The sequence below is a fragment of the Bacteroides clarus YIT 12056 genome (assembly GCF_900129655.1).
In the GTDB taxonomy this organism is placed as follows: Bacteria; Bacteroidota; Bacteroidia; order Bacteroidales; family Bacteroidaceae; genus Bacteroides; species Bacteroides clarus.
This window is the reverse complement of sequence record NZ_FQWK01000003.1, coordinates 328800-348276: the sequence shown is the minus strand read 5'-3', so window position 1 is coordinate 348276 and position 19477 is coordinate 328800. Positions and strand designations below refer to the sequence as shown.

Sequence of the window (19477 nt, the reverse complement as noted above, 5' to 3'; positions counted from 1 at the left end):
AATAGATTCGTTTCGTGTGGGAAATAATTTCGTCTCGTGAGATGAATAATTTTATATCGTGAGACAAATAGTTTCATCTCGTGAAGTCGATTTGTCTTTTAAGGGAAGGTTGTCGAACTGATTGGTGTCATTGGGTATTTACAAAATGTATTTCACTTCCTTCACCCGTTATCCCGTATGAATAGGGAGTTGTGAAAGGTGAAGGGGTAATCTGCAAAAAGGAAAAAAGAGGTTGTTTCTTCCGATGATAGTATCTTATCTTATGAGGATATTACTTTTTTGGAGCAGGATAGATAACAGGAAAAGGCTGACAAGATTGTCAGCCTTTCTGTTCTGATATTATAACCTTAAAAAGGATTTATTATTTCAATGCCGTAAGCCAAGCGGGGACATAACCCAAACGGCGGCGGAGTTGCGCCTCATAGAGAGAATAAGGCTCTACGCGACTGCCTTGGCTTTCGATACGTTTGTTTTGTGGTACGTCACTGATGAATGTTTCGGCAAAATTGATAGAAGCGCCGTGGAAACCGACGATAACGGGCGGTACTGTTTTGCTCCATGCAGAATTTTTATCCCACCATACAAACTGATTGTTCCAATTGCTTTCATAGCCCGTGCGGGTAGCATTCATATTCCAAATGATTAAGTCACCTAAATGATTAGGAACTTCGTATCGGTCTCCACCTTGACGGCTGGGAATGAAAGCGCCTGTACAGCGGTCTATCAATGTGGCACGCGGTTGTGATGCGTGAGCTTCGTAGCAAGCATCGTCTCCCCATTGTACATTCCAGATAACGGCTCCCATACTTGGTTTGGATACGCCACAACCGTGATACTGTCCGGCATTTTCCATCCATTCAGCCAACTCTCCGGCTTTAGGAATTCGATAACCGCTACTATGGTCGTATACTTTACCTATAAATACGCGTGAAGAAGAATTGGAGCGTACGGCTGAATGTCCGCGATTGCCACTGATTTCTATGTCATAGGCCGACACATTGGCGCAACTAACCAAAGAGGCTGCTTCACTGACACTGACAAAATTAACACGACGCATCCATGAGTCGGTCAGGCGTACTAAGTCTATAAGCTTGTATTCGCTGTCATAAGAACCATTGTTACTGCTACTTTCATGGTGCTGGAATCTCTCTTCCGCTTTTCCTTCAAAAGCGATGTCTTCCACCCCTACATTTTCATAATGTTTGTATTCTTTGATAACCCAATTATATTTGGCTTCCACTTCGTGCATGATAGGCTCTTTGAAAGTAACCTTATTACCATTGACAGAAGCCACTTGATGTAAATCATATATCTCCGCTCCATCTTTCACGATTGAAGTTGCAGCGTTCAAATCGCTGATGGGGTGGGGGGCTATTTCTTTGGCAACAAATTCCGGGTCATTGTTTTTCACGTAGAGACATACCCAGTCACCCGCCTTGATTTTAGAAGCACTACCCACGGTTATTTCAAACCCGCCTTTGGGAGTATCGGCGGTAACCTCGGTAATGTCGGATTTCATGTCAACACCGGAATAATTCTTTATTTCAATCATCGTGGGACACGTCCACATATCACCGGGAGTAGCCATTGTGTTTTTAGCATTCATCTTGAGCGTAGTAAGATTTCTACCTGCTCCTTTGATAAGGAAACCGCCCATAGTAAGGCTGATAGTCTTGTCTACTTCCTCTTCGGTCTGTAAAATATATTCTCCTTTCGGGAAGTAGATAATGGCATTTAGAGGAGCGTCTCCATTTACTTGCATTCGGGTAGTGTTTCCGTTGAGCGCACGTTTTGCCCCTGCTGCTTCCAAAGCCTTTAAGAATGCTTCCCGATCTGACTTGTCATCATCAGGTATGGCACCATAACGGGTTACATCAAACACTTTATATCCGCGAGCTATCAGCTCCTCCATTTCCGGTGGCGCTACTTCTCCATGCATATATCCCGCATACGAAAAGTCGAGCAGTACATTGTTCTCCGAACCGGACACAAACTCTTTCCATGCATTGCAATAGTCGGCGTCAAAAGTCGTGTTCAGCAACTTGGCTTCCAGCGTCACTGTACGTTGGTATTGCTTGGAAGAAGTAGTGATAATGTTAATATTCTGTGTCTTTGTGGCAGATGCTGTGGCCGGAGCCTTAATTGATAATTCATCGTTTTCCAGTGTCACCGTCCAGCCGTCGGGAGCTTTTATTCTGGTTCTCACTACATCGCTTGTCTCCACTTCGTACTTGCGTTCTTCGTTAAGGAAGAACGTCAGCCCGTCTTCTGCTTCGCTTCCTTTTACTTTGAGGTAGAAGTTACTGATGACAGGGAAATCCTTTAATCCTTTGTCCGCTCCCAAAGTAAGGGATAGCTTACCGGCAGTTTCGTTATAAACGATGTCACTGAAGAGCGAGCTTACTCCTGCGCCTTTACCGCCAAATGCAGCGATGCGGCTGCGTGAGGTATCGGACAGATAGGCATAAGTGGTACCGCCGTCACAGGTTATTTTCCAGAAGCCTTCGTTGTCAATCTGCAATTGAGGAGAACGGTAAGCGGCTTCTATATCTTCCAGCGAGTAGGCATTCAGCGTTTTGCCGGATGGGTCGGTGAAGTCGAGATAATTACTGCCGTCGAAGCTATAAGCCCAGTTACCCTTTTCGGAGATTGTGATAAGGGGGAAGAAAGCGTCTACCTCTTCTCCGGCGCCGATATTGTAGGCGTTACCACCGGAAAGTTCTACTTTATAGCCTGTTTCGATGGGAGTGATACCTACGGGAATCTCGCCGGACAGCAGACTTTGGTAGCAAAGAATGGAGGCATTCAGTCGGTCGACCGTACCTTCAAAGGCGGCTACCTGCTCTTTCATATACTCGGCCTGTGCCTGTTTGTCGGCATCGTCGTCGCACGACTGCAGCGGCAGTAGCAGCAGGCTGCAAACGGCGGGAAGCAAAAGTTGTTTGATGTTCATTTTTCTCATACTTATGTGTTAGATTTGGTTTTTTATTTCTTTTCGATAAAATTGAGGTAACGGGGGAAACCGTCTTCCAGCACTACTGTTACACGGGTTTGCCCGTCGGTGTGAGTTACGGACAGGGCTTCCGCAGCGCTTGTCTCATCCAAAGTCCATGTTCCGTGGAAAGTCAGTGTAGCGGTGGTGGGGGTGGATACCCAACCGAAGTATTTATCGGACTGCGGACGCAGGTCGGGGTTGCAGACAGCTATTGAAAGCTGCTTGCCTGTGATGCGTTCCAATAGCAGCAGCTCCGTGTCCGAGGCGAGCAGCGCACCTTCATTCAGCCCTGTGGCAGGGGCAAACAAAGCGTATGCGGTTGTGTGCGAAGGTGTGTGCTTCACGATGTGCAGTGAATCTTGCTGCTGTTTTACTTCGAAGATACCGCCTTTGCGTACAAAACGTTTGGCGTCGGCGCGCATGCGTTCGGCCGTAGTGGCAGGTACTACAAGGAACTGATATTTCTTTTGTACGGGCTTCGCGCCGTGCAGAAGATATGCTTTGGCGGCTGTCATTGTTCCCATACCTTGCTCGGTAAGGCCGAAAGAGGATGGAGTGGTCTGCTTGCCGTAGCGAACGATAAGCGGGTCGTTTCCGGCAGGGATGAAGTATCCGGTAGAGCATGGATTTACAATCCAAGTATCTTTGGAAGAGGCGATGCTCAGTGAATCGCCCTCTGCCAACGGTTTGCCGTTGACTATCGTTGAGGCCTTGCCGTCCGTAACGCTTTGGAACAAGTTGGTGGCTGTAATCCATTTGTCAGGATATTCACCTTGTGCGCTTACGCCGCTGCCCATGCTGAACAACATGCCGTCGATGGCAAAGACTGACTTGCAGAAAGAGAGGTGGGTGGGAACGAAACGTTGGCTGCCCCATTTGTCGTCCTGGTCGAAGGCAGCGGCGAACAGACCGCAATCACCCCATGCCAATGCACCTGCAAAGTTGGTGGTGTGCGACCATTGGTCGAAACGGTCGGCGTTGTTGCCGTTGGGCAACATTGATTTCCAGTCGGTGTAGTGTACGGTGGTGGTACCGGGCATTACGTTCCAGTCCCATCCGCCTTTTTCAGCGCTTTTCTTGTCCTTGTAAGGGTAGCCGGAAGCCGCTAAAGAGCCTTCATACAATACTTCCAATGTACCGTGCGATTGGTAACGTCCGAAGCGGTTGGTCTTGTTATAGATTTCGCCACCCCAGAAACGGGTGGTGGGGCAGCGCATGGTGGCTACCCAATTCGCCTGACGATAGATGCCGGCCGGACTGTAGTTGAATTGATAAAAGCCGTCCAGTTTTCGGGGAGTGACGCCTTTATAATGGTCGGTTTTGAAGAAGGCGTTGTAATAGGCGGCAAGTTCCGGGTCGAATTCTTTGCCGTCCATGTCTCCGCCAATCTCTACCAGCTCGCGGAAAAGAGCTTTGGAAAAGTTCACGTCCAGTCCGTAGAGCGGGTGACGTCCGGCGAGGCTGTTGGCGTAGAAATGTTCCGTATCGGATGCGGAAGACGTAGCCATAAGGTATACGCTTACGATTGCCTTACTCATGCGTTGGTATGCATTGCGGGTGATACGGAAAGCAGTGCCTTTCAGCCGTCCCATATATTCCACCCATGTGCGGTAGGAGTACATATAGCCGTTGTAATGTGTTTTGTGGTGGAAACCTGTACCGTCGGGTTTCAGGATGTCTTTTTCACCGGGTACATATTGCGTACATGCCGAGAGATAACGTGAGAATGAACGCAGGTCTTCCGCTGCTTGTGCATTGTCCGGGTTATGGAGTGCGCATACAAACAGATGCGGAAGCACGTTGTACAGATAGTCGGAGTTGACGGTACGTTTCAGGATAGCGTCTTTCTGGTTGAGTTTATAAAACTCCATCAGTCCTTTTACCGATTCAATCAGTCGTCCCTGTTGTTCGGGAGTACAAACCGGCAGGGCGGAAAGAAAATCGACGGGAACGACACGCACGTCTGTGTACGAGTTGTATGGAAATGCGGGAATGCGTTCTATTACTCCGTCGTTCAGTACTTTATCCAGGTAAGGAGAAAATTCGGAACCTTCGGGCAGGTTCTCTTGTGCAGCGTATGCCAATGCACGTATGGCGGCGGCGAGTTTGCGGGTATCTTCAATCTTTACCGTTTCCATTTTGGCGGTATCAAAGCTTTTTATGAAGTCGATAGCACGCTGTACTTCTGCCTTGGTGGCTTTTGCCGGTTTCAAGGGATATTTTTTACGTAATTTCAGCAAGTCTTCGATAGAGGTATCGGAGGTATTGCCGGATTGGTGGGTAACGGCGGATGGGATACTGTTGTCGGTTGCTTCTGATGCCTGGGCATGTGGTTGTCCTGCCAGGGACAGAAGTAAAAATAAGCCAAGAAAATTCTTCATAATATCAGTCTTTTAATTTTGGTTGCTAAATTCGGCATTTTGAGGGATATGTGAGGTATAAAAAAATACAGAAAAGGGGAGATTATTGTTCAAGTAGGGAGGGGAGTTAGTTTGTGTCCGATGTAATTCGTGAATAAGTGAGACTTTATGTTTATTTTCGTCGGAATGTATTTTGGAGTGAGGATAGAATGATAAATATAGTATAATAATTATCAAAACATATACAGCTTTTGCATGAAACATATGCTATCGAGTAAAATATTGTATGATTTATCACTCCTCTGTTTTTATATAGTGAACAGGATAATTTCCATATAAGTATTGCAAATAACTACATAAAAAATCCCTTGCTGCGGGGGCGGAGCAAGGGATTTTGGTTAAGAATAGAGATTTGATTAAGGTTGAAAATTTGTGATAATCTTAACCACTTAAGTCCTTTAGCGATATGATTTATTGCTACTCTTCTATTTTCTCGAATTTCATGTCTTTAAAGAATATAGAATAATCTTTTGCCACATTCTTCCAAAGGACAATCGTTATACCTTGTATATTTTCGTCGGTTGTTGACTTATAACATCCTTCAGGATCCTCTTCTTCTGTAGGAACATCGCCAAGACCCGCTTTAGCGGCAGCCATGCTTAAGTCAATATCAAAGTAATATTCTGCCCAGTCGTCTGTAAGTTTTTGTCCGATTTGAACTCTTTTTCCGCTAAAGCTACTGATGACTTTAAATGCAACACAGTCTGTTGCATCTCTGAAAGTTATACCTAAAGTTTGACCAGTATCTGCTATAGAGAGTTTTGCTTTAAAAGAGAAACGATATTGACCTTTTACCAAAGGCTTGCTTCCGAAATGATAACCAAAGCTGGAATTATCCCAAGTTAATCTTGAAGCATTATCAGACTTAATTTCCATAGCATTCTCTGTAGCGTTGTATGATACTTTGGTTGCATTGGCTCTGGCAAACCAGAAATTAGTGTTATCTGTTATTTTATCTTCCTTATATGTTTTTCTGTCTACAACCGGGGTGTTTTGCTCAAAAAGGACATCAAAGGTAGTTACAGGGGCTATGATTTCTTCTCCCTCTACATCGATTTTATCTGATGGCTTCCATTCATCAACAGTTCCACCGGGAATTGTGATTCCTGCATTATTTTCACCTATCAATACATTAATTCTGCGGTATCTGCCTTGTTCATAAGAAACAGCGGCTGTGTGTGTAAATCTATAATTCTTATCTTTATCTGCACCTACTCCATACACTTCTAATAAAGTTTTATTTGCTTCAATCGTTTGAGCCGGAACAATGGCACGGTATAAATAAGTAGTTTGAGTAGTCTCGGATTCTACAGGGCACATAGATACGTCAGCATTATCACTGGTTGCGCTTATATCGTCTGTTGTAAGATCGATAGTTGCTGAAGTTTTGACATCTTTCAATACAACACTTGCAGGTGCTGCTGATACCAAATCACCGGAAACCAATACTTCCACCATTGAAAATAGATGTTTGTATTGTAGGGTAATAGTTGCGTTGTTGGTAATCTTCTCCGCTTTAGCGGTCAAGATGTCGCTCAAATCATAGTTAGTATTTCCGTTATTTCCGTCAGCAATTGTTTGGTCTTGCTGAACGCTTAATGTAGCAGCGGCGGGAGTAGCTACAGATTCGGAATAAGGATAGTAGGCATAGAACGTATATTCCCCGTCTTCCGGCAGAATAATAGCGTCGTCAGCACCAGAAGCTTTCCATTCACCATCTTTATATTCGTATTTTTTATTGCTATATTCAGTAGGTGCACCGGTACTTTCGTATACAAAGATACCTACGGCATCACCTTCACGCCAAGACACGCTACGGTTACTACCGCTACCAGTTGTAACAGTACGTGTATTGGTATTTCCGATATTCATTTCAAATTTCACGGGTTTGCCCTCTTTCACAGTACCTGTCTTCGGTTCATTTTCATCATTGCTACAACCGGTAGCAATGAATGCCGCTGCAAGGCACAGTGCTAAATGTTTTAAGGTTTTCATATCTTTCAATTGTTTTTGATAGTTGATAAATATTATTTTTGATTAACTAAGATTGTACTTCTTCACCTTCACCACTGATTTTATCGTCTTCTTCCCAACCTGCGATAGGTGAGGAGGAACTCTCGATAGTATAGCCGGTGTTGCTGACAGTAACATCGAATACATATTGCATTCCACGCTCAAAACTACCTATGCTGCTACCGATAGTATAAGTCTTCTTCTTCAGCGCATCAGGCAACTTGTTTGCATTGATAGTGGCTACATATCCCTGTGTACCGCCGAGAGGCATAACGAATGCTTCTGTGGTACGTGCCACAGTGGCATCGGTAGACGAGGAAGTACGCATACGGAACGAGGCTACACTTTCTGTATCGGCACTGAAACGTCCCTCGACAACATTGAAACTACCGATGGTAGGTAGGCCGTTAAGGTCTACTGTCACATTATCGAGCTGTTCCGCCGTTATATCCCCCTCCGCACGGAAGTAAAATACCAAACGGCTCAGGGCGGGAGCAAGGCGCATGGAAGCCACCGTATTCTCTTTAGTGAGCGAGCTGGCACGTCCATACAATAGGGAAGATGCTTTCATGTCTCCCTGTTTGTCCAACTTCAGAGGCACCATACCTTCGGTTTCGAACGTTTCCTGACGCGGATAGTAGATGGCTACATCCCATACATCCTCACCTGTTGTAGGAAAGTAGGGAATGGCGTCTACTTGGTCGGGCTGGAAATAGTCGTCATACGAAGTCGGTGTAGGACTGTAGCTGAGATTAGCGTGCGGGCTCACCACTTCGCTGCTGCCGCTTTTCAGCACATATACGCCGATTTTGTCCTCGGGCTTGGTCCAGGTAGTTCCTTCCTGCTGGGTGTCATAGTTGGTGTACACCTTTGCTTCGATAATGAGAGGGTATGCCTTAGGGTCTGCGGCAGGTGCTTCATCATCGCTGCAGGCGGTCAGTAAAACCCCTGCAAGGAAAAGAAATATGAGTTTGTTTTTTATCATAACGGATACCGTTTCTTTATTTGATTGCGTGTTATTCTTCTATTTTCTTCAGTGATACGCCGTCTATCAGGACACTTGACGGTTCGGATGCACTGTTTTGGAAACAGATAGAGAAGTTCTTCAAGTCTGTGGGAGTAGCATCCTCCGTATCGTTCATGCTGAACTGGTAGATGCTGTTGGCCACTTTACCGAAGTTGAAGTCGAGCGTGTAGTAGGTCCACTTGCCCGAAGGGTTCGCCTTGCCGAAACCACCGTAGAATTTGCGATCCGCTTTCTTAGGCTGGCTTTGTGTGCACACAAAGAAACGTTGCAGGTCTTTACCGTTGGCATCACGCAGACGGATGAATACTTTTACTTGTCCCATGTCTTCGGACTTAGCCCAGAAACCCAATTTATACATACCCGGTTCTACGCTGCCTTCGTAACGTTGTGCCACGAACGACTTGTACCAGGTAGTCAGTTTGGGGTCTACGGAAAATTCCAATACTTTGCCGCGCTGCTTGTCGTTGATGATGCGGAAAGAAGCTGCGGTTTCATCGTTTACGGCGCACCAAGTGCCGAATGTCACGTTGTCTTTGCTGCCATATTCTGTAGTGAGGTCGGCGTTGTCGAATTCATTGTCCTTTATCAATTCTTGTGCTTGCAGTCCGGCTGCCATAACCAGCATACCGAAAACGCTTAAAATAATCTTTTTCATGATAATAATTATTTTTAGTGGTTAATAAAACGCTTGTTTGAATTATTGTGCAGGTTTCACTTCAACGGTTACTTCACGTACTATCTGTTCCGAATTCCATTTGTTGGCATTGGTAACGATGAAAGTGGCGGTATAGGTACCCGGTTCGCTGTAAGTGTGCTGATAGATGCCGAGACGGGCGTTTGTTCCCTTGATAGGAGTACCACGGTCGGGCTCTACGCTATGCGGCGACAGCTTCTGGCTTACCATCCATACATCGATGTCGTAATCCTGGGATTCGTTGACTGTTATTTTTCCATCCGTTACGACATATTCTTGCGGTTGGAACATCATGCTGTAGTTGCTGACAGTGAAATTGTTCTGTACCTTGGAGGTGACAAAGTGCGGCGTGAAAACGAACTCCCTTACCATGTCTTCCACTACAATCAGGTTTTTGTCCGGTTCGCGCTTCACGAGTTTAAGTTCGGTGACGTCGATGCGAGGGCGGTTGTCGTAGCTATATGTCTTTGTAGGGTTGTTCGGAAGAGTATGTCCTTCGCTCTTTATTCCTGTGTGAGGCTCCGCCAGATAACGGAAAGCAAGGTAGAAATCCTTATCTTTGTATTGGCTGAGATTGACAGCGGCATACGGCAGTTTGGCTGTGGTACTGGTTTCCAAGATAACACTTTTCAGGTATTCTTCATTGACAGCCGGATCCGGGTCGGTAAGGTCGTGCCATTCTTCGGGGTTGATTTCTCCCGAACCGTCGTAAGTATCGGAAATCATGACGCGCAGGATACGGTCGCCCAAATAGTCATAATTTTCGGCATATTGCATCTTGGCGGAGTATGAAAGTCCGAGACTGTCTACTTCGGGCAGCGTGGTACGGTCTCTGTTGGCATAACGGTCGTTTTTCTCGCCGGAGTAGAAAGCTATGTAGTCGGGATTTCCGTCGAATTCGAAGGTGACAGGCTGACCGGCATACACTGCATCGGGTGTTTGGACGTTTACACCGAATTCTACACTTTCGGTTCCATCGCGATCGCATGAGGAAAAAGTAGCGAGCAGGCATAACGCCAGCAGTTGCGCAAGGCGTTTACCGGAAGTGGGATTATTATTTGTTTTCATATCGTTATGAACTGTTATTTATCGTTTCTATTATATACTTTAATCGGGTTACCAGCGTTCGTTCTGCTTACAGATGGTATTGGTGCTTAACTCGCACTGCGGTATGGGCAGATACAAATTACGCTCGGATATATTGTAGGCCGGAACGGAACGTACGTCGCTACGCTCATAGCCCACTGTGGCGCTGGAAGCACCGCAATTGGGGTTCTCGGGAGCGGTTTGGTCGTAGAGCATACGTATGCGGTCGAAATAGAACTGTTCGCCGCGGCGGCGCAATTCCATGTGCCGGGGCACTTCAAAGCAGAGTTCGCGTGTCTGTTCCCTGAACAGTAATTGCCGCATGTTCTCCTTGTTGTCGGTCCTACCGGCTTCTCCTTGTAGGAGAGTTCGTGCATTGGAACGTTCGCGTACGCGGTTGAGGGCTTTTATACACTCATCTGTGGGGCCGTTCAGCTCGTTTTCGGCTTCGGCAAACATCAGTAATACGTCGGCAAAACGCATGATGGGGAAGTTGATGGACGAATTGTTACGTGCCCACGGACGTACGGGGTCGTATTCGGCACGCCATTTGCCGGGGTTGCCGGTGCGGCCGTAGTTGTTGGCGCTTGTCAGGTTGGCATCGGTCAGGTAGTTCTTTTCTATTTTTCCGGTCTTGGCATTGGCTTTATAAGTGTAGTCGGCGAAAGTCCACCAACGACGCTGGTCGCCTTTGTCTTTGGCTACATTTACTTTGTATTCTCTTTCCGCATCTCTGTCACTTTCCAGACCGTCTTCCAAGTAGAGGCGGTATAGTATCTTGGTAGCATCGTACCAGGCGTATGCGTAAGGTACATCAGGGTCGGTGGTGACACCTTGCGATATACCGATGTACAAACCTACTTTACCGCATTCGTTACTGCGGTCCATGCCATTGCCGTAGAACTCCACCTCGAACATGCTTTCGCGGGCTTCGAGGTCGTAACGGTTGGAACACATATTGATGAAAAGGTCGCGATAGCCTTGGTGAGCAGGGTCTGTTTCTCCGTAAAGGTGATGCAGATTGCTGTCTATAACTTTCTTGGCATAGGTACGGGCTTCTTCCCAAGTATCGGCATAAACAGGATAACCGGACTGCCAGATATAGGCACGAGCCAACAATGCCTGTACCGTGGTACGGGAGATGCGTCCCGGAGCGTTCAGCTCGTCAGCGGGGAGACAGCCACTTTCCGCCGCTTTCAGGTCACGGATGATTTGTGCGTATATAGCTTCCTGCGGAGACTTTTCCAAGAGCTGCGTGGTGAGGTCGCGGGTAGGAGTCAGGCGCAATGGCACTTCACCCCAATAGGCAACGAGATTCATATAGTAGAGTGCACGCAGTGCGCGAGCCTCGGCAATATACATTTTCTTGTTTCTTGCGCTTCCGCATTGTTCGTCTGTACGCTGATTGATGAGGTCGATAAAATCGTTGGCGCGGTTGATGCCGTCGTAGAGGGCAAGCCAGCAGTCCTTGATATAACCGTCCGTATTGTTGTGCGTATAAAGATTGGGTTGGAGGTTATCTTTACCGTAGCTGCGGTTGTAGACGAGAATATCTGTTCCGGAGTCGAGGTCGCCCCACAAGTATTGTCCGTAAGCTCCCGCATAACCCAATACGTCGTATACACCGGCTAATCCGGACATACAAGAGGTTTCATCCTGATAGATGGTCTCCGCATCGGGATTGTCGTAAATTTCAGTGTCCAGAAAGTTGCATGAGGTGCAGAGTCCGGCACTTAGCAATATATATATCAACTTTTTCATGGTGTTTATATCTTTTTAGTTACTTCTGAATATCATATTACAAACCTAACTTCACGCCGAATGTATAGGAACGGGTGCGAGGGTAGGAGGAATAGTCGAAACCGCGTGTCATTGCCGAGTTACGGGTAGATACTTCGGGATCGTAACCGGTATATTTGGTCCACGTCCAAATGTTCTGTGCGGATACATATACACGGAGCGAACGTATCTTCAGGTTCTTCAGCATCTTGGTGGGGAAGCTGTAACCCAGCTGCACATTCTTTAACCGCAAGAAAGAAGCGTCTTCTATTTCTCGGTCGGTATTGATGTTGGTCAGGCTGCGGTTGGGAGCACACAGATAATTGGTGTAGTTACCCTCGGTAATGCTGCCGTCCGGGTTAACCGTACGCGGTGTCCAGTGGTTGGCGGCGGAAACAAGCTGGTTAGTGTGCTTGCTGTTGAGCGATTCCAGACGGGTACGGTTATAGTTGATAACGTCGTTGCCGTAAGACCATTGGAAGAATACGCTCAAGTCGAAGCCTTTCCACTCGAAGTTATTGGTGAAACCACCGGTGTGGATGGGCAGACCGTGACCGATAATCGTTTGGTCTTCAGCCGTTACCTTACCGTCGCCGTTCAAATCTTTCAATTTTACGCTACCGGGCTGGATGTTGCTGCGAACTTCAGTATTATTGGGTATTTCAGGCTTCAATACGTATTGTCCGGGAGCCACTTCGTTGAAATCTTCGTACTGATAGACACCGTCGTATACATAGCCGTACATCTCGGATAGCGGGTGTCCCACCTTACAGATATAGTTGTTAGTGGTTATCACGCTGCTGTAACGGCTCTCCTGTCCGTCGGAAAGTCCTGTGACTTTACTCTTGTTGAAAGAGATATTGAAGTTGGTGGTCCATTTGAATTTGCCCTTACCGCCTACAAAGTTTACGGTATTGATAGAAAATTCAAGACCGCGGTTGTTGATACTTCCGATATTTTGTTGTACGGAAGAGAAACCGAGCGAACCGGGCACTTCGGCGTAGAGCAACAGGTCTTTGGTGTCTTTGTTGTAGATATCGATTTCACCGTTGATACGGTTGTTGAAGAAACCGAAGTCCAAACCGATATTCGTTTGGTAGGTAGTTTCCCATTTCAGGTTTCTGTTACCTATCTGACTGTTGTAGATGGCTGAAGTGAGCATATTGTTGAATGCGTAGTTCTGGCCGGTGGCATAGAGCACGGAAGAAGCGTAGTCATTGTAAGTATTGTTGTTACCGGTAGCTCCCCAACCTACACGCAGTTTCAGGTTGGACACGAATGTGTCTTCCAAATTCATGAACGGCTCGTCGGAAAGACACCATGCAAATGATGCCGAAGGGAAATAACCCCATTTGTTGTAGGGGAAGCGTGACGAACCGTCGGCACGGATGGTAGCGATCAATATGTAGCGTGACTTCCAGTCGTAGTTGAAACGCGCGAAGTAAGACATCAGTTTGCTTTCCACGCTGGTGGTAGTGATGGAGCGGGGAGTACCGCTATCCAATCCCCAGAAACCGAGGCTTTCCCATGTGATAAGTCCCGAACCGGCTCCCATCACCGTAGTGCGGTCGCTGGAAAGAGAAGCTCCGAGAAGTCCTGCCAGATTGTGATCGCCGAAACGGCGTTTGTAGTTCAATGTGTATTCGTTGGACCAACTGTTACGGTCTTTGTCGGAGAAATTACCGTTTACACCACTTGCGGAGTATTTGGGGTCTCCCTGATAGGTATCCGAGTTGTAGAACGTCCGGCGCACATCTTGTCTCCACGTATAGTTGAACGTGGCTTTGAAAGTCAGGTTCTTGATAATATCCCAAGTCAGATACGTATTCAGGTTCAGTTGGCGTGTACGGGTCTGGTCGTACGAGTTCTGTACGGTTTTCATGGGGTTGTACGGATAGTTTCCGCTCTCATCCACCATGTTGTTAATCAGGTCGTCTTTCTCATTATAAGTAACCGGACGGTAAGCGAGTACCTGATAGAGGTAATATTGAGATGTACCGCCGCCCGACTGTGAGGGTGCCGAACCTTTGGACAGGTTATTGGCAAAGTTCATCGTTGCGCCGAACTTTACGGATTTGCTGATGTTCTGGTCGAGAGTAAGGCGTGCTTTTAAGCTCTCGTAAGAGGAGTTGATGATAACGCCTTGCTGGTTATAATAAGAAATACTCGAGCTATAACGGGTGTTTTTACTACCGCCGGAAAGAGATACATTGTGGCTTGTCATGGGAGCGCCCCGATATACCTCGTCTTGCCAGTTATAATAAGGTATGTAATCGTAATCGGCCAATGTACGTTTACGTCCCAATGCTTCGCTATATCCGAAGTAGGTATCGTTCAGCTCTTTTTCGGTCAACATTTCGGTCTGCAACTTCATAAATTGCTTACCGTTCATGATGTCGAGGAATTGAGGCTGTTCCTGCCAGGTAAAGTAACCGTCGTATGTCATGCGGGGAGCACTCTCTTTACCGCGTTTGGTAGTGATGATAATTACACCGTTGGCGCCGCGCGCGCCATAAATAGCGGTTGCGGAAGCATCTTTCAGAATGTCCATGGACTCGATGTCACTCGGGTTATAGGCGGCGGCGTTGGGGTCGTCGGTCGCAAAACCGTCGATAACATACAACGGAGAACCATCGGAGTTGTCGGAAACCGTATTACTACCGCGGATAACGATGTTCGCTGCCGAACCGGGACGTCCGTCACCGCTTACCACTTGCACACCGGCAACACGTCCGCCTAATGCCTGGTCGAACGATGCGACAGGAGTTTTATTGAGCTCTTCCATGTCTACTTTCGCCACAGAACCGGCAAGGTCGCCTTTCTTGGCGCTACCATAACCGATGGCTACTACTTCATTCAGCATCACGCCGTCTTCTTTCATTACGACATCGATTACTTTATTCTTTCCTACCGGAATTTCACGGGTGGTGTAACCGATAAAGGAGAAAACAAGAATGGCTTTCTGATTAGGTACTTCAATCGAGTATTTGCCGTTTATATCGCTGATAGTACCGATTGTGGTTCCTTTTACAGTAATGTTGGCTCCGATAACTGTTTCTTTAGTCTCATCGGTAACTGTACCTGTAATTTTGATTTGTGCTTGCAGCGCAGTCAGCGAAAGCAGCAAAAAGAATAAAAGAGAACTCGCTCTTTTAAAGCTCACGGAATGGTTTCTTTTCATATTATCAAAAATAAGATTATCTTATGCTGTTTTTTAAATCCGGTGGCAAAGTTATAAATATATGTAAAAACATTCTTCTATAATAGTACAGACAGAGTACATTTTCGTACAAAAATAAAATTGTACATAAAAAGAAAGCCACATCAGAGTATGGTGTAGCTTGTGTAATGACATAAATAAGGCACGAATCGTACAGAATACCACGGATTTTATTCTTTATCCGTAAGATGCCGTACAATTCGTGCCGGAGTATTTCCTGACTTCTGATTTCAGACTTATACACTCATAAATCCGGAATCATAAATCAAGGAATCATTTGTCTTTTCTCAGTTCTGCAAAGATAAGTCCTTCCAGTTCTTCCGCCAGTTCCGGGTTGTCCAGAATAACTTGCTTGGCGGCGTCGCGTCCTTGTGCGATTTTGGTGTCGTTATAGCTGAACCAGGAACCGCTTTTCTTGACGATACCCAGTTCCGCGCCCAGGTCGATGATTTCTCCTGCGCGCGAGATGCCTTCGCCGAACATGATATCGAATTCTGCACGACGGAAAGGAGGAGCTACTTTGTTCTTTACAACTTTCACTTTGGTCTGCTTACCGATTACCTCTTCTCCGTTCTTGATAGCCTGGCTTCCACGGATGTCGAGACGTACGGAAGCATAGAACTTCAACGCGTTACCTCCGGTGGTTGTTTCGGGGTTACCGAACATTACACCGATTTTTTCGCGGAGCTGGTTGATGAAGATACAGGTTGTACGGGTCTTGCTTACGGCGGATGTCAGCTTACGCAGCGCTTGTGACATAAGACGTGCCTGCAAGCCTACCTTGTTGTCGCCCATATCGCCTTCAATTTCGGCTTTCGGGGTCAGGGCGGCTACGGAGTCTACCACAATGATGTCGATGGCGGAAGAACGAATCAGTTGTTCTGCAATTTCCAATGCCTGCTCGCCGTTGTCCGGTTGCGAAATCAAGAGGTTATCTACATCTACGCCGAGTTTGGCCGCATAGAAGCGGTCGAAAGCGTGCTCCGCATCGATGAACGCCGCGATGCCGCCCGCCTTTTGCGCTTCGGCGATGGCATGGATCGCCAACGTGGTCTTACCGGAAGATTCCGGACCGTAGATTTCAATGATACGTCCGCGGGGATAACCGCCTACACCCAATGCTACGTTCAGTCCGATAGAACCGGTAGGGATTACTTCTACTTGTTCGACGCTTTCGTCGCCCATTTTCATGATAGAACCCTTACCGAAACTTTTTTCTATCTTATCCATGGCAGCTTGCAGTGCCTTTAGTTTTTCGCTTGCTGCCATATTATTTCCGTTTTCAAAATTAAGTTCGTCTTTCTTTGCCATATAAAATAAATAATTAGTGTTTAGTGGTTAGTGATCGGTGGTGAATGATTAATGAACGGGATCGCACGGCATTAATCACTGACCGTTGCTCACTAATCTTTATTACAGGATTTGTGCGGCGTGGTCTTTGGTCTTTACTTCCTTGGGCGTGATGATACGCTCGATCACTCCTTCTTCATTAATGATAAAGGTGGTGCGGAAGGTGCCCATATATTTACGTCCGTACATGCTCTTTTCACCCCATACACCGAATTGCTCTACCAGTTTCTTGTCTGTGTCTGCAATAAGGGTAAAGGGCAGGTTGTTCTTTTCGATGAATTTTTGGTGAGACTTCTCGTTGTCTACGCTGACTCCGATAACTTCATAACCGGCCTTGCGCAAGTCGGCATAGTTGTCGCGCAGGTTGCAGGCTTGCGCCGTACAGCCTGAAGTTGAGTCTTTTGGATAAAAGTAAAGTACTATTTTCTTTCCTTTATAATCGCTCAGACGAATTTCTTCGCCTTTTTCATTGATACCCAATATTTCGGGCGCTTTATCTCCTACGTTCATATAAATTAAAAATTAAGAATTAAGAATGAAGAATTACCATGCGGCGTGTGTTGTGCAACCAAATTCTTCATTCTTAATTCTTCATTAAACTAAATTTCCAGGTCTCCGTCAACTACTTCATGCCAAGGCAATCCTTGCTTGTTAAGCTGTTCCATGAACGGATCGGGATCGAATTCCTCCACGTTCCATACGCCCGGTTTCTTCCACAGGCCTTTGAGGAACATCATGGCGCCAATCATGGCGGGAACGCCGGTTGTGTAGCTCACGCCCTGCATGCCTGTTTCCTTGTAAGCTTCCTGGTGGCTGCAATTGTTGTATATATAATAGGTGTGTTCCTTGCCGTCCTTCAAACCGCGGATACGGCAACCGATGGAGGTTTCGCCTTCGTAATTCTCGCCCAAATCCTGCGGGTTGGGGAGTACGGCTTTCAGGAATTGCAGCGGAACGATTTTCATACCGTTGTATTCCACCTCGTCGATACGTGCCATGCCGATGTTTTGGATAACACGCAGGTGCGTAAGGTATTCTTGTCCGAACGTCATCCAGAAACGTGCACGCTTGATGGTGGGGAAGTTCTTTACCAGAGATTCCAGTTCTTCGTGATAAAGAAGATAAGAGTCACGCGGTCCGATGTTCGGGTAGGTGAGCGCTTTATGGATTTCCAGCGGACGGGTGGTTACCCACTCGCCGTTTTCGTAATAACGTCCGTTCTGGGTGATTTCGCGAATATTGATTTCCGGATTGAAGTTGGTTGCAAACGCTTTATGATGATTTCCCGCATTGCAGTCCACTATATCCAGGTATTGAATTTCATCGAAGTGATGCTTGGCGGCGTAGGCGGTATATATGCCGCTTACACCCGGGTCGAAACCGCAACCGAGGATAGCTGTCAGTCCGGCGTCTTCAAAGCGTTTTTTGTATGCCCATTGCCAGCTGTATTCAAAGTGAGCGACGTCTTTCGGCTCGTAATTGGCCGTATCCAGATAATTCACTCCGCTTTTCAGACAGGCTTCCATGATAGTAAGGTCTTGATAGGGGAGAGCCACATTTATGACGATTTCAGGTTTGAAACTATTGAAGAGCGCCACCAGTTCGTCCACGCTGTCTGCATCTACCCGGGCGGTTTTGATGTTAGGGTTACCGATTGCTTTCGCAACGGCGTCACATTTGGATTTGGTGCGGCTGGCAATCATGATTTCTGTGAACACATCCGGATTTTGAGCCACTTTGTGCGCAACAACGGTACCTACACCGCCTGCACCGATAATAAGAACTTTACCCATTTCTTCTACTTGCAAAAGTTTTAAATATGATTATCATTTTTTCAAAGAGCAAATATAAGGCTTAATTCTCAGATAAACATTAAAATCCTGCTAAATACTTTGGGGAAAGTACTGCTATTTCTAAACAAAAGGTTTGCTTTTGGGTTATTTTACATATCTTTGTTCCGTAAAAATTAACTTAAACAAAAAATAGCAATGAAGAAAGTATTTGTTTCCCTTTGTATGGCGGCTACTCTGGTGGGGCTGTCATCGTGCGCTTCGACAAAAAATGCCGCAACTCTCTCTTCTCTGAGTGGCGAGTGGAATATTATTGAAATAAACGGCAGTGCGGTCGTGCCCGCTCCGAATCAGGAATTCCCTTTCATCGGTTTTGACACAAAGACCGGAAAAGTCTATGGAAACAGCGGTTGCAACCGCCTGATGGGCTCTTTCGACGTGAATGCCAAGCCCGGACAGATAGACCTGGGAGCGCTGGGAAGTACCCGTATGATGTGTCCTGACATGACAGTCGAAAAGAATGTGTTGGCCGCTTTGGGGCAAGTAAAGAAATATAAGCAACTGGGCAAAGAGAACATGGCATTGTGCGGTTCTTCCAACCGTCCCCTTATCGTGTTGCAGAAGAAGGAAGCTTCTTCCAAGTTGTCCGACCTGAATGGCAGATGGATAATCAGTGAGGCCGGCGGGCAGGCTATTCCTTCCGGAATGGAGAAACAGCCGGCTATCGAGTTTGACATTGCGGAAAAACGCATGCACGGTAATGCCGGATGTAACATCATCAACGGTTCTTTTGATGTGGATGATGCAAATCCTGCGGCCATTTCGTTCCCGAGAGTCATCAGCACTATGATGGCATGCCCTGATATGGAAGTGGAAGGCCGGGTCTTGAAAGCGTTGAATTCCGTTCAGTCTTTCGGTAAGCTGGCAGGCGGCGGTATGGGCTTCTATGACACGGATAATAACCTTGTGATGGTATTGGTAAAGAAATAACGGACTTTTGTACGTTATTCAATATAAGATTCCACGGATTTCACAGATTTATTTTATTCTTTATTCTGTGAAATCCGTGGAATTTGCGCTTAATAAAGAAACAAACAGTAAGT

12 protein-coding genes are annotated in these 19477 nt (G+C 46.5%); 1 reads left to right on the top strand and 11 read right to left on the bottom strand.

The genetic code is table 11. The annotated features are described in order from the left end of the window. Positions 1 to 361: 361 nt before the first annotated feature. The 11 genes from BUB52_RS06115 to BUB52_RS06065 all read right to left on the bottom strand — a co-directional run bounded on the left by BUB52_RS06115 (position 362) and on the right by BUB52_RS06065 (position 18377). A complete protein-coding gene (locus tag BUB52_RS06115) occupies positions 362 to 2962 on the bottom strand; it encodes a DUF4955 domain-containing protein (protein WP_009121479.1) in 2601 nt (866 codons plus the stop codon). A 23-nt stretch (positions 2963 to 2985) separates the two neighbouring features. Continuing rightward, entirely contained in the window at positions 2986 to 5376 is a 2391-nt protein-coding gene (locus BUB52_RS06110; RefSeq protein WP_009121480.1) for a polysaccharide lyase family 8 super-sandwich domain-containing protein, read from the bottom strand. Between the two features lie 456 nt (positions 5377 to 5832). Next, entirely contained in the window at positions 5833 to 7410 is a 1578-nt protein-coding gene (locus BUB52_RS06105; RefSeq protein WP_009121481.1) for a fimbrillin family protein, read from the bottom strand. A 46-nt stretch (positions 7411 to 7456) separates the two neighbouring features. Continuing rightward, a complete protein-coding gene (locus BUB52_RS06100; protein ID WP_009121482.1) occupies positions 7457 to 8413 on the bottom strand; it encodes a fimbrillin family protein in 957 nt (318 codons plus the stop codon). Positions 8414 to 8444: 31 nt separating this feature from the next. Then, positions 8445 to 9110 (bottom strand): DUF4627 domain-containing protein, encoded by a 666-nt coding sequence (locus tag BUB52_RS06095; RefSeq protein ID WP_009121483.1) that lies wholly within the window; start codon positions 9108 to 9110, stop codon positions 8445 to 8447. Between the two features lie 42 nt (positions 9111 to 9152). Next, a complete protein-coding gene (locus BUB52_RS06090) occupies positions 9153 to 10217 on the bottom strand; it encodes a DUF5017 domain-containing protein (RefSeq protein WP_009121484.1) in 1065 nt (354 codons plus the stop codon). A gap of 48 nt (positions 10218 to 10265) precedes the next feature. Continuing rightward, positions 10266 to 11996: a RagB/SusD family nutrient uptake outer membrane protein gene (locus BUB52_RS06085; protein ID WP_009121485.1), complete on the bottom strand. Its 1731-nt coding sequence runs from the start codon at positions 11994 to 11996 to the stop codon at positions 10266 to 10268. Positions 11997 to 12033: 37 nt separating this feature from the next. After that, positions 12034 to 15177 carry a SusC/RagA family TonB-linked outer membrane protein gene (locus BUB52_RS06080; protein ID WP_254795044.1) on the bottom strand — a complete coding sequence of 1048 codons (3144 nt, stop codon included), beginning with the start codon at positions 15175 to 15177 and terminating at the stop codon, positions 12034 to 12036. A gap of 330 nt (positions 15178 to 15507) precedes the next feature. After that, on the bottom strand, positions 15508 to 16545 hold the full coding sequence (gene recA, locus BUB52_RS06075; RefSeq protein WP_009121488.1) for a recombinase RecA: 1038 nt from the start codon (positions 16543 to 16545) through the stop codon (positions 15508 to 15510). A gap of 102 nt (positions 16546 to 16647) precedes the next feature. Continuing rightward, positions 16648 to 17094, bottom strand: coding sequence for a thioredoxin-dependent thiol peroxidase (bcp, locus tag BUB52_RS06070; RefSeq protein WP_009121489.1), 447 nt, complete (start codon positions 17092 to 17094; stop codon positions 16648 to 16650). An 89-nt stretch (positions 17095 to 17183) separates the two neighbouring features. Further along, the gene (locus tag BUB52_RS06065) at positions 17184 to 18377 is read right to left on the bottom strand and encodes a saccharopine dehydrogenase family protein (protein WP_009121490.1); all 1194 of its coding nucleotides are present in this window, start codon (positions 18375 to 18377) and stop codon (positions 17184 to 17186) included. A 195-nt stretch (positions 18378 to 18572) separates the two neighbouring features. Here BUB52_RS06065 and BUB52_RS06060 point away from each other — a divergent pair, with 195 nt between their 5' ends. Next, positions 18573 to 19364, top strand: a complete 792-nt coding sequence (locus BUB52_RS06060) for an META domain-containing protein (RefSeq protein ID WP_009121491.1) — start codon at positions 18573 to 18575, stop codon at positions 19362 to 19364. Positions 19365 to 19477: the final 113 nt, after the last annotated feature.